The 15,259-nt window shown below is 69.9% G+C and carries 18 protein-coding genes; 4 read left to right on the top strand and 14 right to left on the bottom strand.

All coding sequences use genetic code 11. The features are described from left to right. Window positions 1-305: 305 nt before the first annotated feature. The gene (locus ACFVH5_RS28030) at window positions 306-641 is read left to right on the top strand and encodes a YnfA family protein (RefSeq protein WP_107014783.1); all 336 of its coding nucleotides are present in this window, start codon (window positions 306-308) and stop codon (window positions 639-641) included. Between the two features lie 14 nt (window positions 642-655). On the opposite strand, the gene ACFVH5_RS28025 is transcribed toward ACFVH5_RS28030, so the two are convergent. Together ACFVH5_RS28025 and ACFVH5_RS28020 are read right to left on the bottom strand one after the other, a co-directional pair. Beyond that, window positions 656-1,177 (bottom strand): nuclear transport factor 2 family protein, encoded by a 522-nt coding sequence (locus tag ACFVH5_RS28025; RefSeq protein ID WP_385836512.1) that lies wholly within the window; start codon window positions 1,175-1,177, stop codon window positions 656-658. An 11-nt stretch (window positions 1,178-1,188) separates the two neighbouring features. Beyond that, window positions 1,189-1,665 (bottom strand): nuclear transport factor 2 family protein, encoded by a 477-nt coding sequence (locus ACFVH5_RS28020; RefSeq protein WP_385836510.1) that lies wholly within the window; start codon window positions 1,663-1,665, stop codon window positions 1,189-1,191. A 233-nt stretch (window positions 1,666-1,898) separates the two neighbouring features. Here ACFVH5_RS28020 and ACFVH5_RS28015 point away from each other — a divergent pair, with 233 nt between their 5' ends. The 3 genes from ACFVH5_RS28015 (at window position 1,899) to ACFVH5_RS28005 (ending at window position 3,568) form a co-directional block, all read left to right on the top strand. Continuing rightward, window positions 1,899-2,513, top strand: coding sequence for a TetR/AcrR family transcriptional regulator (locus ACFVH5_RS28015; RefSeq protein WP_385836509.1), 615 nt, complete (start codon window positions 1,899-1,901; stop codon window positions 2,511-2,513). A 194-nt stretch (window positions 2,514-2,707) separates the two neighbouring features. After that, window positions 2,708-3,175 (top strand): cupin domain-containing protein, encoded by a 468-nt coding sequence (locus ACFVH5_RS28010; RefSeq protein ID WP_385836508.1) that lies wholly within the window; start codon window positions 2,708-2,710, stop codon window positions 3,173-3,175. Window positions 3,176-3,193: 18 nt separating this feature from the next. Then, complete coding sequence (locus ACFVH5_RS28005) at window positions 3,194-3,568, top strand: nuclear transport factor 2 family protein (protein WP_385836507.1); 375 nt, start codon at window positions 3,194-3,196, stop codon at window positions 3,566-3,568. Window positions 3,569-3,629: 61 nt separating this feature from the next. Here ACFVH5_RS28005 and ACFVH5_RS28000 read toward each other — a convergent pair whose 3' ends face one another. The 12 genes from ACFVH5_RS28000 to ACFVH5_RS27945 all read right to left on the bottom strand — a co-directional run bounded on the left by ACFVH5_RS28000 (window position 3,630) and on the right by ACFVH5_RS27945 (window position 14,968). After that, window positions 3,630-4,010, bottom strand: coding sequence for a VOC family protein (locus ACFVH5_RS28000; protein ID WP_385836506.1), 381 nt, complete (start codon window positions 4,008-4,010; stop codon window positions 3,630-3,632). A 30-nt stretch (window positions 4,011-4,040) separates the two neighbouring features. Then, on the bottom strand, window positions 4,041-4,409 hold the full coding sequence (locus ACFVH5_RS27995; RefSeq protein WP_385836505.1) for a hypothetical protein: 369 nt from the start codon (window positions 4,407-4,409) through the stop codon (window positions 4,041-4,043). A gap of 139 nt (window positions 4,410-4,548) precedes the next feature. Continuing rightward, window positions 4,549-4,860 (bottom strand): hypothetical protein, encoded by a 312-nt coding sequence (locus tag ACFVH5_RS27990; RefSeq protein WP_385836504.1) that lies wholly within the window; start codon window positions 4,858-4,860, stop codon window positions 4,549-4,551. Window positions 4,861-4,930: 70 nt separating this feature from the next. Then, a complete protein-coding gene (locus ACFVH5_RS27985; protein ID WP_385836503.1) occupies window positions 4,931-5,986 on the bottom strand; it encodes an aldo/keto reductase in 1,056 nt (351 codons plus the stop codon). Window positions 5,987-6,054: 68 nt separating this feature from the next. Further along, complete coding sequence (locus ACFVH5_RS27980) at window positions 6,055-6,831, bottom strand: helix-turn-helix transcriptional regulator (protein ID WP_385836536.1); 777 nt, start codon at window positions 6,829-6,831, stop codon at window positions 6,055-6,057. Window positions 6,832-6,915: 84 nt separating this feature from the next. Continuing rightward, window positions 6,916-7,356 carry a nuclear transport factor 2 family protein gene (locus tag ACFVH5_RS27975; RefSeq protein ID WP_384796603.1) on the bottom strand — a complete coding sequence of 147 codons (441 nt, stop codon included), beginning with the start codon at window positions 7,354-7,356 and terminating at the stop codon, window positions 6,916-6,918. A 145-nt stretch (window positions 7,357-7,501) separates the two neighbouring features. Then, complete coding sequence (locus ACFVH5_RS27970) at window positions 7,502-8,530, bottom strand: saccharopine dehydrogenase family protein (RefSeq protein WP_385836502.1); 1,029 nt, start codon at window positions 8,528-8,530, stop codon at window positions 7,502-7,504. Between the two features lie 163 nt (window positions 8,531-8,693). After that, complete coding sequence (locus tag ACFVH5_RS27965; RefSeq protein WP_384796597.1) at window positions 8,694-9,542, bottom strand: helix-turn-helix transcriptional regulator; 849 nt, start codon at window positions 9,540-9,542, stop codon at window positions 8,694-8,696. Between the two features lie 147 nt (window positions 9,543-9,689). Then, window positions 9,690-10,883 (bottom strand): MFS transporter, encoded by a 1,194-nt coding sequence (locus ACFVH5_RS27960; protein ID WP_385836535.1) that lies wholly within the window; start codon window positions 10,881-10,883, stop codon window positions 9,690-9,692. A 113-nt stretch (window positions 10,884-10,996) separates the two neighbouring features. Continuing rightward, window positions 10,997-12,145 (bottom strand): DUF475 domain-containing protein, encoded by a 1,149-nt coding sequence (locus ACFVH5_RS27955; RefSeq protein WP_384796594.1) that lies wholly within the window; start codon window positions 12,143-12,145, stop codon window positions 10,997-10,999. A gap of 360 nt (window positions 12,146-12,505) precedes the next feature. Continuing rightward, entirely contained in the window at window positions 12,506-13,867 is a 1,362-nt protein-coding gene (locus tag ACFVH5_RS27950; protein WP_385836501.1) for an NAD(P)/FAD-dependent oxidoreductase, read from the bottom strand. A 162-nt stretch (window positions 13,868-14,029) separates the two neighbouring features. After that, the gene (locus ACFVH5_RS27945; protein ID WP_385836500.1) at window positions 14,030-14,968 is read right to left on the bottom strand and encodes an SGNH/GDSL hydrolase family protein; all 939 of its coding nucleotides are present in this window, start codon (window positions 14,966-14,968) and stop codon (window positions 14,030-14,032) included. Window positions 14,969-15,259 lie beyond the last annotated feature (291 nt).

Below are 15,259 nucleotides of genomic sequence, written 5' to 3'. Positions count from 1 at the left end.
GGTCTCCGGAACCGCTCCCCGGGACGCGCGAGCATCCCGCTACCGCTCGGATCCCGCGATTCGGCGATCGGGCACCGCACCAGCTGTCATTACGGCATTCGTGGAGTACCGCCCACCGGTTTGGTACGACTTCCCATCGGATTCCGGACATCGGGCGACCCATGGAACGGCCCATCGAGTGGCGCATCGGGTGACCCAGCGCGTGGCGCACCACGCGCGACCGGCATCGGGCGTCCCGGTGGCGGTCCCGGGCGCGACCGGGTGCTGTCGGCCGCCGCCGAGGTCCGCGGGTAGGGTCGGCCGGTATGACCGTCGCTCGTTCCGTCGCCCTCTTCGTCGTCGCCGCTCTCTTCGAGATCGGCGGCGCGTGGTTGGTGTGGCAGGGCGTGCGCGAGCACAAGGGCTGGATCTGGATCGGTGCCGGTGTCATCGCACTCGGTCTCTACGGCGTGGTCGCCACCTTCCAGTCCGACGACGACTTCGGCCGCATCCTCGCCGCGTACGGCGGGGTCTTCGTCGCGGGATCGATCGCCTGGGGCATGATCGCCGACGGCTACCGCCCCGACCGTTACGACGTCGTCGGCGCCCTGGTCTGCCTCACGGGCATGGCGGTCATCATGTACGCGCCTCGCTCGCACTGACTGCGGACGCCCGCTCAGGCAGCGGAGAACACGTCGGGGCTGCCCGTCGTCCAGGTGATGCGCAGGGTGCGACGGGAGATGCGCCAGCCGTCCGGCGTACGCACGAGGTCGTCCTCGTACGTGCCACCCGTGTGGTAGTACGCGCCGCCCCGGTGATGATGGGCCACGATCTGCGTGGACGCGTGTGCTCCCGTGTCCGTGAACTCGACTTCCTGAGCGCCCAGCAGGTGCTGTGTCGCGTCGAGGCCGGCGAACAACTGCCGGGCGCCCTCGGCGACGACACCGCCGCCGACCGTCAGGCCGCTGAACGCCTCACCTTCCGGCAGATAGCCGTCGAAGACGTTCCGCACCTCGGCGTCCTCGGTGAAGGCGGCGGCGACGCGGGCGAAGTCGCGACGGTCCAGACCGAAGACGTACTCCGTGAGCAGTCCACGGATCTCGTCCCGGTCACGGACTCGGACTTGGTCACCGTGACGGTCACGGTCACGGTCACGGACTTGGACTTGGACCTGGTCGGGAATGGATGTGTCGCTCATGGGATGTGTTCCTAGATCCCGGCGAGGACGGAGGGGTCGCCCTCGGTCCAGGCGTTGTCGACGGTGAGGTGCTGGACGACCCATACCTCGCCCTGCCTGGCCAGCTCCACGTCGTACCGGTTGGTCATCAGGACGTGGCGCGAGTGGTCCGTACGGGGCAGGTGCTGGCACGCCATGATGCCTTCGAGGTGGGCCGTGTCGCCGTCGAGACTCACCCGCGGGTTGCTCAGCGAGTGCGTGGTGTCCAGGTGTCCGAGCGAGCCCAGCAGGGCCGTGGCGATGGTCTCCCCGCCCTTGATCGGCGGGTACTCCTGGCCCGCCTTCTTCGTGGCCGGACCGAAGTCGGCCACCGCGTCGTCCGCGAAGGCGGAGGCGAGCAGGTCCTTGTCGCGCAGGTCGAGACCTGCGGCGTAGCGGTACAGGGTCTCCACCACGGCGAACTTGTCCTCGGTCGCCGTGGGAGAGGTGGGGCTGTCGGTCGTCGACATGGTGCGTCCTTCGTCGGGGGGTTGTTGTTCCTTCACCGTAGACCACTATTTGACAGGTGTCGAATAGTGGTAGCGTCGAGAGCGAACCAGCCGAAGGAGTGTCATGAACGAAGTGGAATCCAGTGCTCCGAAGGCACCCGTCCACCGTCCGCGGTCACGGGCGGACCCCACGGACCGCCGTCGAAGACCGAGGGGGTGGGCCCCGTCGATGACCTGCGCAGTAGTGTGCGTGCATGGTGAGTGACCAGTCCCCGGCCGTCGAAGCGGATCCGCGCTTCACCCGCTCGCGACGGGCGATCGCGGACGCCCTGGCCGACCTCATGCAGCGGAAGCAGACCACTCCCTCGGTCTCCGCCCTGGCGGAAGCCGCCGGCATTCACCGCGCCACCTTCTACAACCACTTCGACTCGGTCGAAGAGGCCGCGGTGTACGTGATCGCGGACGATTTCCGCGCCCTCCACGACCTGAACATCAGCGACCGGCGGAGGGGCGGGGAGCCTGCCGAGGTGGCCGTGGCGACGCTCAACGCCATGCTCGACACCCTCAAGCAGCGCAGAAGCCTCTTCCTGCTGGCTTCGACGTGGCGGTCGTCCAGCGGGCTGATGGGCATCGGCGACCTCCTCCTGGAACAGCTCCACGCTCTCCGGCGCGACCTAGGCATCGACGAGCGCGAGTCCGGGCCGCAGAACTCGGTCGAGGACGTCTACACGGCCTCCGGAGTGCACGGAGTCTTCTCGGCCGCCGTCGGAGGCAACACCGACTGCGACCCGGAGGAGATCGCGGTCCGCCTGTACGCACTGCTGCCCGACTGGATCCACCACCCACCGCAGCCGGCGACGACAGCCTGATCCGTCTTCCCGGCCCCCGCCGGGACGGCGAGCACGCTCAGCGACATCACCCTGCCCTCTGCCGCACTGCGGCTTCTGAAGCATGACGCCCGGCATGACCGGCGTGCGGGCCGCGACGGCCCCGCACCGTCGGCGATCCGCCCTGCCCGCGGCCGAGCCGCGGCACGGGACCGCGCGTCGGAAGGAGACCCACCATGAGCACTGCCCTCGTACGCAATCCGGGCGACGGCCAGGACTTCCGCTACTACGACAACGTCATCGAACAAGTGGCGACGAACGCCGAGACCAGCGGCGCGGCCAGCGTCATGCGGCTCACCGTGGGCCGCGCGGACGCGCCCCCGCTGCACACCCACAGCCGCGAGGACGAGAGCTGGGTGGTCCTGTCGGGCCGCGTCCGGTTCTGGGTCGGCTCGACCTCGCTGGCCGAGTGCGAGGTGCGGGACGCCGAGCCCGGCGCCTATGTCTACGTGCCCCGGCTGGTCCCGCACACCTTCCAGACGATCACGCCGACCGCGGAAGTACTCGTCATCAACAACCCCGGAGCCATCGAAGGCCTCTTCCACACGGTCGGCCCCGCCGACGCACGGGAGGACGCCGAGCACACCGACCTCGCGGCGGACTACGGAATCGTCAACCACGACAACCCGCCCCCCGCCCAGTAAGAAAGCGAACGGACCACTATGAGCTCGAACCTCAGGGACAAGGTCGTCAGCTATCTCCTCGCCCTGGAGAAGCCCGACTGGGACACGGCGCGTGCCCTGTGCGCGGACACCGCCACCGTCTGGCACAACGACGGCAAGGGCGACGAGACCCTCGACGAGTACTTCGACGGGCTGAAGAGGCAGATCGGATCCTATGAATCGGTCCGCTACGACATCCTCCGCCAGTTCTCGCAGCCGGGCGGGGTCCTCCAGCAGCACGTCGTGCACGTGACCGGGAAGGACGGCAGGCGCGGCGAGGTGCACGCCGCGGTCCACTTCGGCTTCGACGACGCCGAACTGATCAACCGCATCGAGGCGTACGCGAACTACATCCCCGTCGGCCAGGACGGCTGAGGCGGGCACCGCGCGACCCGCAGTCCCGGCCCGGACGCGGTCTCAGAGGGTGATGCGGGCCTCAGAGGGTGATGCAGAAGGGGTGCCCCGCGGGGTCCAGCAGGATGCGGCGCCGGTCGGGGAGCGGTTGCGCCCCGGCCGTGACGGCTCCCAGTGCGACGAACCGGGCCTCGGCCGCGTCCAGGTCGTCCACGCCCAGATCGAGATGGGCCTGTTTCGGGACGGAGGAGTCCGGCCAGGTGGGGCGGCGGTAGTCGTCCACGCGGTAGAAGCCCAGTCCTGGTGTGCCCTCGCGGCCCACCAGGACGAAGCCGTCGGTGGTCAGGGCTACGGGCAGGCCGAGTGCCTCGCTGTAGAAGCGTGCCAGCTCGACGGGGTCCGCGCAGTCGAAGGTGACGGCCAGATAGCGGACCGCCGGCACGGAATCGGTGGGAAAAGCCATCGGAGAACTCCTTTCGGTGGGTCGGGTGCCTTACGCGCGCATGCCGCGCAGGGTCCGCTCCAGGCCGTCGCCGATGCGGTCCATCGTGGCCGCGTACGCCTCCGGCATGTCGACGTCGAGCCGGTCGGCGAGCACGAAGACCCACCAGAGGCACTCGGCCAGCTTGTGCCGCAGTTCGGCGTCCACGTCACCGTCGATGCCCCAGGTGCGCTCGGCGGCGAGGACCAGGCGTCCGACGTAGGCGGCGTCGTTGGTGAAGCCGATCGCGAGCTCCGGCAGGGTCCATGTCCTGCCCAGTACGTGCTGCTCGACCTGTTCGTACTGCGCCCGGACCTTGAGTGCCCTGTCGTCGGCCTCGACCAGCCCGGCCTTGTCGTCGTGCGCCTGTGTCTCGTTCATCCCGGTGTCCTTCGCGTGGTGGTGTGGTGATGCGGTCTGTCGGCGGACGGGCAGGCCGATTTCCGATGCGGCCATGTCCGATACGACCGCATCGGACACGGATGTATCCGATGTGGCCGCATCCGATACGGAGACTCCATCACGCCAGGTGGTGCAGCGCAGTGGTGAGCTGCCAGTCCACGCTGTCGTGGTCGATCGTGGCGTGGACGGGCGAGTCCGCCATCTCGCCGGTGATGCCGGCGGCACCGGCCCGCGCGTGCGGCAGGCTGTCGTAGGCGACGATGTCGATGATCCGTCCGTCGTCGGTCCCGACGATGCGCCGCCACAGGAAGCCGGGCTGTCGCCTGAGATAGGCGTCGATGTCGGCGTTCGCCTTCACGAAGTCGTCGGCTGTGTGGCCGGCGGCCGGGCGCAGGGTCGTGATCTCAAGTGTTTCGGACTTGGCGGTCATGGTGTGTTCCGTTCTCGTTGCGTGGTGGGGCCGGTGGCCCGTCGAGTGGCCCGTGGGAGGCAGGGAGCGGTCAGCGGACGAAGGCCTTGGCGGCCAGGCCGTTGATCGTGGTGTCGCCCTGCTGGAAGCCGACCATGGACTCGATCATGTTGTGCGGGTAGTCGAGGACCGGTGCCGTGAGGGCGTTCAACTCACCGGTCTGCGCCTCGGTGAGCGTGACGTCGAGCGAGGCGAGGTTGGCGGTCAGCTGCTCCTGCGTACGGGCGCCGACGAGCGTTGATGTCACCTCGGACCTCTGCCGGACCCAGGCGAGCGCCACCGCGGCCACGGTCGTACTGAGGTCGTCGGCGATTCCCTGCAGGGCGTCGAGGAGGACGAAGGTGGATTCGGTGAGGTAGGCGGCGGCGTACGCCGTGCGCCCGGAGCCGGCCACCTCGGTGGCGGTGCGCGAGTACTTCCCGGACAGGACTCCGCTGGCCAGCGGGCTCCACGGCGTGATGCCGAGCCCGAAACGGCGGGCGGCGCCGAAGGTCTCGCCCTCGACGCTCCGGGCGAGCAGCGAGTACTCGACCTGCAGTGCGGCGACGGGCTCCCACTCACGCAGCCGGGCGGTCGTGGCGGCCTCCGCGACCCACCAGGCGGGCACGTTGGACAGACCGATGGCGTTGATCTTTCCGGCGCGCACCAGGTCGGTGAGGGTGGACAGGGTCTCCTCGACGGGGGTGTGCCGGTCCCACTGGTGCATCCAGTACAGGTCGATGTAGTCGGTGTTCAGGCGGCGCAGGGAGGCGTCGAGCTGGGCGCGGATCGCCTTGCGGCCGGCGCCGCCCGAGTTGGGGTCGTCGGCGTGCATGGTGCCGCCGAACTTCGTCGCCAGGACGACACGGTCGCGGCGGCCGGGCCGCTGGGCGAAGTAGCGGCCCAGGGTCTCCTCGGAGGCGCCGCCGTTGTACATGTTGGCGGTGTCCACGAAGTTGCCGCCCGCGTCGAGATAGTGGTCAAGCAGCCCGAACGAGGTCTCCGGGCCGGAGCCCCAGCTGCCGTCGTCGAAGTTCATGGCGCCGAAGGCCAGCGGGCTGACCCGCAGACCGGAGCGGCCGAGGGTGCGGTACGAGGTGAGAGACATGGTGTTCCTTCTTGGTTCTCGACATTGGTTCTGCCGTCGTGCGGCGCGGTTACCGCTCGGCGTCGTGGTCACTGCTCGCCCATGGCCGCCAGGTAGACGAGGGCTTCGGCGCTGCGGCTCCCCGGGGCGGGAGTGCCGATCAGCAGGTGCTGTCCCGGGGCGGCCGGTACACCGAGGACGCGGTACGTGAGCGCGACACGTCCGGCCGCGGGGTGGACGACGGTCCCGTACGCGTGCTCCAGGGAGGCTGCCGACCCGTCCTGCCAGGCCGTTGCGAAGCCGGCCGTCCCGGTGGACAGGTCGGCGACGAGGTCCGCGATCTCGATGTCCTCCGGCAGCCGGGCGGCGTTGAGGCGCAGTGTGTGCAGGGAGGCGGTCACGGCGAGCGGCCACTGGGCGTAGTAGCTTCTGGCCTGCGGATGGGTGAACAGGGCGCGGATCAGGTTCAGTTGGCCGTCGGCACCGGCCGGGCCGCCGACTCTGCGGAGCGGTGACAGCAGTGCCCTCGCCTCCGCGTTGGCCGCCAGGACGTCGAACGACGGGCTCAGGGCGTAGGCCGCCGACGGGTGCGACCGCTCCAGCAGGCGGAGCAGTTCGGGGTGTACGTGCCGACGGGGGTCGTCGGGGCGCAGGCCGGGATCGAGTCCGGCGAGACGGAACAGGTGGTTTCGTGTGTCCTGGTCCAGCCGGAGGGCCTTGGCCAGTGCTTCGGCGATCCGGGGTGAGGGGTGTCTCTCCCTGCCCTGTTCGAGCCTGCTGTAGTAGTCGACGCTGACCTGCGACAGGACGGAGACTTCCTCCCGGCGCAGTCCTTCGACCCGTCGGTGACGGCCGCCGGGGCCCAGACCGACGTCCGCGGGAGTCAGCCGGGACCGGCAGGCCCGTAGGAACTCCCCCAGGGCGTTGCCAGATGACTTCTCCGGCAGGTTTCAGGCGTCCTGCGGGGCCTTCAGGTGGTAGCGGGTGTCGCCGGTGAAGTCGATGGTGACCTCCCGTCGTGCGAAGGACCAGGTGCCGTCGCGCCGCTCGAAGCGGTCGTGGTACCGGCCTCCCGCGACCATCTGCAGCGGCAGGAGACCGGGTACCGCCTGGAGGATGTTGTAGTACGAGCGTGCCTCGGCGCTGTCGTCGTCCTCGTCGACCTCGATCAGGATGTTCGTGGTGATGTGCCGGGTGCGCAGGGTCCCGTCGTCGTGCACGACGAGCATCGAGCCGATCAGCTCCTCGATGGCCTTGCCGCCGCGAAGGCTCACCTCGCCGGACACAAAGTCGGCGTTCTCGAAGAGTGCGCCGAATGTCGCGAAGTCGCCCTCGTCGACGAGGTGGGAGTAGCGGGCGATGAGGTTCTCGATCTGTCGGGCGCTCGACATCGGGGCAGTGGGGGACGACATGGCGGTGGCCTTTCACCAGGGGTTCCGTCCGCCTCCGTCGGGCGAACACCGTCAGTCTGGTCGAGCGGCGCCCCATCAAGAAGGACGTGTCTGCCTAGGAGTCCCACACCCAGGCTGCGGCTGCCTACAGGTCCTTGATGTGTGTGTCGCCGACGGCCAGGGCCAGCTCGGGCCCGTAGGCGGAGGAAGGTGACTGGAAGCCGGGTGTGAAGGAGCCGGCGAGCACGCGGCGGGCGATCTCCACGGACGAGAGCTGGGTGAAGCGGTATCCCGTGGGTGTGTCGATCAGGGAGCGGACCACGGTGCCGTCCCGGCCCGTCACCTCGGCGACGACCTTGCTGCGTCCCACCTCCCGCTCCCGCGCGGTCGGCCCGTCGGGCAGCGCCGAGAGGTCGAGGTCGACGGGAAGGGGCTGTCCGACCTGCACGTACACCTCGATCGAGGGGATGCCGAGCGCGTAGTGGCTGGTGATCAGGTCACCCATGGACACGGACACGGACTCCTCGGGGCCGTCGTCGCCGAAGTCGAAGGAGGCCACCTTGGGTTCCGGCAGCGCGACGATGTCCCCGTCGGTGCGGACCAGTGTGCCGAGGTCGCCGATGCCTTCGGTGGCGCTGACGATGGACCCGCGGGAGAAGAGGTTCAGGCCCTGTGCCTCCTCGGGGGTGGCGCTGAGGAGCTTGAGGGCGAGGCGCAGGGTGGTGGGCTCGGTGACGCGTGCGGCGGCGTGGGCGGCCACGGAGTCACTGGGGACGACGTCCCAGCCGACGCCGGACATGACCATCACTCCGGCGGCCGTGGCCTCGGCGTGCCGGGAGCGCGCGGTGGCGAAGACGTCGTATTCGGCGGTGGTGTCGAGGTAGTGGACGCCTTGGGCGATGGAGGCGTCCATCAGCGGGCGTGCGGTGCGGTGGAAGGGGCCGGCGACGTTCAGGACGACGGTGATGTCGTCGAGCGCGGCACGGACGAGCGCGGGGTCGTCGAGCGTGAAGGCGCGGCTCTCGACGCCGAGTTGGTCGCCGAGCGCCTTGACGCGCTCCGGGTCGCGGCCGGCCACGACGACGTCGAGGCCGGACTCCTTGGCGTGCTCGGCGACGAGCTTCCCGGTGTAGCCGGTGGCTCCGTAGACGAGCAGGCGCGGGGTGGCTGACATGGTGTGCTCCCAAATGAACCGGGCAGAGGGTGGGGACTGCGGAAGAGGCCCGTCCGGAGCGGTGATCCGCCCGGTGCCGTGTGCCTCGCGTCCAGGCTAGGAGCAGATCCGGACACCTACGGTCCTGGTTTCTCAGGGGTCGCCGCCCAGGTCCACCCGGTGGTCACCGCCGCTCGTCGGACACCGCTCCGCGTTCGGCCGGTGCCAGAAGGGACTCGATCGCCGCGGCGCTCGCGCTGCCCGGTTCGGGTACGCCGACCAGGAGCTGCTGCCCGGGAGCGTCGTGCACGTCGAAGGTCTGGTACGTCAGCTCGATGCGACCGGCGCCGGGCAGGACGAACACCTTGTACGCGCGGGCCAGGTTCTCCACCTCGTTCTCCTGCCACAGGCGCCGGAAGTCCGGTGCCGCCCGGGACAGCTCGGACACCAGGCCGCCGATGTCGGGGTCGTCGGGGAAGCGGCCCGCGTGCAGTCGCAGGGCGTGCACGGTGGCGCGTGCCACGACGGCCCAGTCGACGAAGACCTCTCGCGCACGCGGGTGCTGGAACAGGACGCGGACCATGTTCGGCGTGCCCTCGAAGGGGGCGAGGAGCGCGGTGGCGACGGCGTTCTTCGCGAGTACGTCGAAGGCGGGGCTCAGGACATAGGCGGCGGCCCCGGGGAAGGCGTCCAGGAGGTGCAGCAGCGAGGGGTGGACCAGGTCGCGGCCCGCGGCGGAGGTGAGCGCGGGGTGCAGGCCGGCCAGCCGGAAGAGGTGGGTCCGCGCGTCCGGTGTCAGTCGCATGGCCCGGCCCACCGCGTCGACCACCTGCGGTGAGGGGTTGCGCTCACGCCCCTGTTCCAGGCGTGCGTAGTAGTCGGCGCTCACACCGGCCAGTACGGCCACCTCTTCGCGTCGCAGACCCGCGACCCTGCGGCTGCCGCCACCGGCGGGCAGGCCGACGTCGGTCGGTTCGGTGCGGGCGCGGTTCGCTCGCAGGAAGGCGCCGAGTTCGTTCTGTGGCTGCTGCATCTACCGACCTACTGGTGGGGGGAACGGCTGTCGTGTCTCCTCCAGTCTCGTCGAGGTCGGCGCCGCCGGTCGAACCGGAGGTTCTCGTGGCGGCCCACGGTGACGCCCTCCGGCGGCGAGGGCAGCCCGCCGGACCGCCGCCGGCCGTCAGGCACCGGGCACGTGGTGCTCGGGCTGCCGCACGGGCGTCCGTGCCTGTCGTGCGGCAACGGCCATGACCGCGACGGCGATCAGGGTGATTCCCGCGCCGACGTGGAGGGGTGCGGTGTAGCCGAGGCCCGCGGTGATGGCCAGACCGCCGAGCCAGGCGCCGAGCGCGTTGCCGAGGTTGGACGCGGACACATTGGCGCTCGCCGCCAGCGCCGCCCCGTGGGCGTGGTCGGTGACGCGTGTGATCATGCCGGGCACAGCGGCGAACCCGAACACCCCCATCAGGAACACCAGGACCACCGATGCGACGGCACTGTGGGCCAGCAGGCCGAACAGGGCCAGGGTGACGGCGAGTCCGAGCAGGGCGAGGACCAGTGCGTGGTCGCGGTCACGGTCGGCCGCTCGCCCGCCGACGATGTTGCCGACGACCAGACCGACCCCGTACACCATCAGCAGCCAGGCGACGTCCGTCGCGGAGAAGCCGCCGACCTCGGTGAACGTGTACGCGATGTAGGTGAACGCGCCGAACATGCCGCCGTAGCCGAGCCCGGTGGCCGTCAGTGTCAGCCACACCTGCCAGGACCGGAACGCGCGGAGCTGGGCCCGCGGCCCGCCCGTCGTCGCCGCAGCCGACCGCGTCTCCTTCGCGTCCGGCGGTACCAGGGCGACGATGCCCGCGAGTGCGAGTACGCCGATCGCGGTGACCGCCCAGAAGGCCGCGCGCCAGCCCCAGCGTTCGCCGACCAGGGCGCCGAAGGGCACGCCCAGCACGTTCGCGACCGTCAGTCCGGCGAACATGACCGCCACCGCGCGGGACTTCCTCTCCGGCGCGACCAGAGCGCGGGCGACCAGCGAGCCGATGCCGAAGAACGAGCCGTGGCACAGCGCCGCGACGATCCGTCCGAGCAGCATCACCTCGTAGTTCGGCGCGAGGGCGCAGAGCAGGTTGCCGACGACGAACAGCGCCACCAGGCCGGCCAGCACCTCCTTGCGGGGCAGTCGTGCCGTCGCCGCGGTCAGCGCCATCGCACCGAAGGCGACACTCAGCGCGTAGCCGGAGATCAGCCGGCCCGCCGCCGCCTCGGACACCGCGAAACCCGACGCCACCTGCGGCAGCAGACCGGCGATCAGGAACTCGGTCAGGCCGATGCCGAACCCGCCGAGCGCCAGCGCGACGAGCCCGGCCGGCAGCCTCGTACCCGCGTGTGTGCCGAAACGACTCATGGCCCCACCCTCGCCGTCGGCGGCGGGGTGGGGCCATGGACAAAGATCCTCGGTGACAGGACGGAAGTGCTGCCGGGGTGTCAGGAACCGGTCGGGGCCCCGGCCCTGTCCGGATCGGCCGGGTCCCCCGAGCCCTCCTTGGCGAGTGCCGTGTTGCGGCGCACGGAGGACCAGAAGGACCAGGCGATCAGGACGACACCGACCAGACCGGTGATCACCTCGTTGATCTCGTACTGGATGGTGACGAGGAGGATGACGGACAGGGCGCCGATCGCGTAGTGCGCGCCGTGCTCCAGGTAGACGTAGTCGTCGAGGGTGCCCTGGCGGACCAGGTACACGGTCAGCGAACGGACGTACATCGCGCCGGTGCCGAGGCCCAGTGCCATCAGGACGATGTCGTTGGTGATGGCGAACGCGCCGATCACGCCGTCGAAGGAGAAGGAGGCGTCCAGGACTTCGAGGTAGAGGAACATGAAGAACGCGGCCTTGCCGGCCAGGGCGACCGCTGAGCGGGGTTTGCCGCTGCGTTCGGCCTCGCCCTGCGCCTCCTGCTCGCGTTCCTCGTCCTCTTCGATCCGGTTCTCGAAGTGACCCGAGAGACCACCCACGATCATGTACGTGACCAGGCCCGCGATACCGGAGAGCAGGACCGTTTCCGCCTTGTCGGCGTGCGCGCCACCGTGCTGGTGGGCGTGGGCCGCGAAGGTCAGGGAGGTGATCAGCAGCACGATCAGGGCGATGCAGACCGACAGCATGTCGACCTTGCCGAGCTTGGCGAGCGGGCGCTCCAGCCAGCCGAGCCATTTGATGTCCCGGTCCTCGAAGATGAAGTCGAGGAAGATCATCAGCAGGAAGATGCCACCGAAGGCGGCGATCGACGGGTGGGCGTCGGTGACCAGTTGCTGGTAGCGGTCCTTGTCCGTGAGGGCGAGGTCGACGGCCTCGATCGGGCCCATGGAGGCGCTGACCGCCACGATGACGACGGGGAAGACCAGCCGCATACCGAACACGGCGATGAGGACACCGACGGTGAGGAAGATCTTCTGCCAGAAGGCACTCATCTTCTTCAGGATTCCGGCGTTGACGACCGCGTTGTCGAACGACAGGGAGATTTCGAGGATGGCGAGGATCGCCACGATGCCGAAGCCGGTCCACCCTCCGTAGAAGACCGCTGCGACCAGGGCGAGCGCGGTGACCGCGAACGACCAGCCGAAGGTTTTCAAAAGCACTGGTTACCCCATCGTGTGGTGGGGGGCCGTGGGCCCCGTTGCGCTGTTGTGTGGTGGGCGGTGTCCGCGTGGTGCGTGGGAGGTGACGGGCACGACGATGGTACCCACGGAGGCCTTGCTGATCCTGCGGTGATTCGCGGAGGCTCTTGCGGTGATTCTCTGGTGCTCCCGCGGGGATGCGCGCGGCCCGCCCGGTGTCGCCGGGGAACAGGGCGAGGGTTGTGGAGCACCTCGGCGGCAAAAAGATGGGCGCACGCCGCGGATCGGCGTGCGCCCCTCTCGGTACGCACCGGAAGGCCCGTCCTCCAGGTCACCTTCCCGGCATCGGCAGCCGCACCGGCACCGGCACGGACGCGGTCGTCACCCGGCCTGGGTGCGCTCCCGGATCTCCTCCGGCGTCAGATACGCGTTCGTGTACTCGAAGTCCCGCAGCGTCGCGGGCGTACGCGACTGGAACCCCGTACGGACGAAATCGTCACCGGCCAGGGAGTTCAGCACCCAGTTCGTCGCCACCCGGGCCTTCGCCACGTTGGTGCGCAGCGCCCCCCAGTGGTAGCCGCGGGCGGCGACCAGGGCGGGCAGGCCGCGCAGTTCGATGCCGAGCGGCTTGGACACGGCGTCGAAGCCGCCGAGGTCGACGACGAGTCCCAGGTCCTTGTGGACGTACGGCGTCAGCGGCTGACCGCGCAGCGAGGCGATGACGTTGTCGGCGACGTGCTTGCCCTGGCGCATCGCGTGCTGGGCGGTCGGCGGGCAGACGGCGCCCGCCACGTCCTTGGCCTCGTCCGGTACGGCGGCGGCGTCGCCGAGTGCGAAGACGCCGTCGTGGCCGCGCAGGGACATCTCCGAGCTGACCGCGAGGCGGCCCTTGACCGTCTCGGCGCCCAGGGTCGCGATGAGCGGGCTGGCCGCGACTCCCGCGGTCCAGATGAGCGTGTGGGTCGGGATCACCCGGCCGTCGGTGAAGGTGACCTCTTCGGGGCCCGCCTTCTCGATGGACACGCCCAGCGAGACCTCGATGCCGCGCCTGCGCAGGATCTGCAGGGCGCTGGTGCCGAGTTTGTCGCCCAGTTCGGGCATCAGCTTCGGGGCGATGTCGATCAGATGCCACTTGATCAGCTTCGGGTCGAGCCTCGGGTAGCGCTTGACCGCGTTGTGCGTCAGACGCTGCAGGCACGCGGCGGTCTCGGTACCGGCGTAGCCGCCGCCGACCACCACGAACTGGAGCCGGGCCGCCCGCTCGTCCTCGTCGTGGCTGGCATCGGCGATGTCGAGCTGCGAGATCACATGGTCACGGACGTACGCGGCCTCGGCGAGCGTCTTCATACCGCGGGCGTTGTCGACGAGGCCCGGGATGTCGAAGGTACGGGTGACGCTGCCCGGTGCCAGCACGATCTGGTCGTAGCGTTCGTTGACGATCTCGCCCGTGATCTTGCGGACGACGCAGACCTTGGCCTTCACGTCCACGCCGATGGCACCGCCGGGAATGATGCGGGTGCGGTACCTGCGGCTGCGGCGCAGCGACACGGCGATCGACTGTGGGGTCAGCACCCCCGAGGCGACCTGCGGCAGCAGTGGCAGATAGAGCTGGTAGGAGAACGGTGTCACCAGCGCCAGGTCGGCCTCGTCGGGTCCCAGTTTGCGCTCCAGGCGGCGCACGCACTCCACTCCCGCGAAGCCCGCTCCCACCACCAAGATCTTCGATCGTACCACGATGTTCATCCCTTTCACCGGCCGCGTACTGTCGGGCTTCCCCCACTCCCCTGTGCCCCCGAGTCCCCTCATCGCACATGGTGATCCCTCAACAAGACGAGCCGACGTACCTCCTGCGACCGGCGAGTCGGCTCCGGCACCGGGGGAAAGCGGACGGGAAAGGGATGTCCGTCAGTGGCTGTGCCCCTTGCGCAGCTGCTTCAGGACGGCGCCCGCCATGGCCGCCTCGCCCTTGGCGTTGGGGTGTGCCGGGGCCGCGGGCGAGGCCGGCTGCAGGGGTTCGATCCAGCGGACCGCCGGGGCCTTGCACATGTCGTGGCCGATCGTGGGCGCGTACGTGTCGACGTACTCCGCGTGGTTCACCTTCGCCACGACGCGCATCATCAGGTTGAGGCGCTTACCGGTGTCGCGCAGATAGGGGAAGTCCTTCGCCGCGAACGGTACCGAGGGGTAGCAGCCGCTGCCGTCCTCCGGCAGGAGGTCCGGATAGCCGACGACGACCACGCGCGCGTGCGGCGCCCTGGCGTGCACGGCCCGCAGGACGGCGGCGAGCTTCGGAGCGGTGTCGAGGATCTTCAGCGCCAGTTGGTCGGCGCCGGACGCCGTCGTGTAGTGGCGCTGACACGGGTTCCCGGCGAGGTCCTGCGCGCTCACCTGCGCGCAGGTGCCGATGATGGAGCCGAACCCGAAGTCGTTGCCGCCGATCTGGACGGTCACCAGGTCGGTGCCCCGCTTCAGGGCGTTGAGCTGCGGAGGGTTGGTGCCCTGGGCCTTCCACATGTGCTCGGTCGTGGCGCCGGAGCAGCTCACGTCCTTGAACGTGGACACTTTTCGCTCCGCGGCGACGAGTGAGGGGTAGTTCCGGTCGGAGCGCGCGCAGTTCGCGTCCACCTGTTTCGGTATCAGCGGGCCCGAGGTGTAGGAGTCGCCGAGGGCGGCGTAGTCCGTGCGCTTGTCGTGCCCGCCGTGGCCTTTGCCGGGGCCTCCGCCGTGTGCCGCCACGGGTGCGCCGGAGGCGATGACGAGGGCGCAGCCGGTGACGGCCGCGGCCACGGCTGTCGCGCGGCGGCGCTTCGACGCGGGCCTGTCGTGCTGGGTGCGACGGTTCATGGAGGTTCCCCCTGTGTCCTGGACGGCGAGTGACTGCCCTTGTATACCGGCCAGTTCAGTCCCGGGACCAGGGGTGGGAGGGCCTGGCGTTTTCGTCTGCGGCGCCGTCGTGGCGGACCGCACCCCGAAATCGACCGCACCGTCGTGGCCGGTCGCGCAGTTCCCCGCGCCCCCAAAAACAACGGCGCCGTCGTGGCCGGCCACGTCCTCAAAAGAAAGCGCCGTCGTTGGAGGTGGCCCCGGTAACCGCGCCCCAAAAGACGACGGCGCCGTCGGGGGCGGCCGGGCCGG

Origin of the sequence: Streptomyces sp. NPDC127119 (assembly GCF_042677425.1) — a bacterium.
In the GTDB taxonomy this organism is placed as follows: Bacteria; Actinomycetota; Actinomycetes; order Streptomycetales; family Streptomycetaceae; genus Streptomyces.
Note: the sequence above shows the minus strand (reverse complement) of the source record. Positions and strands in the feature narration are given on the sequence as shown.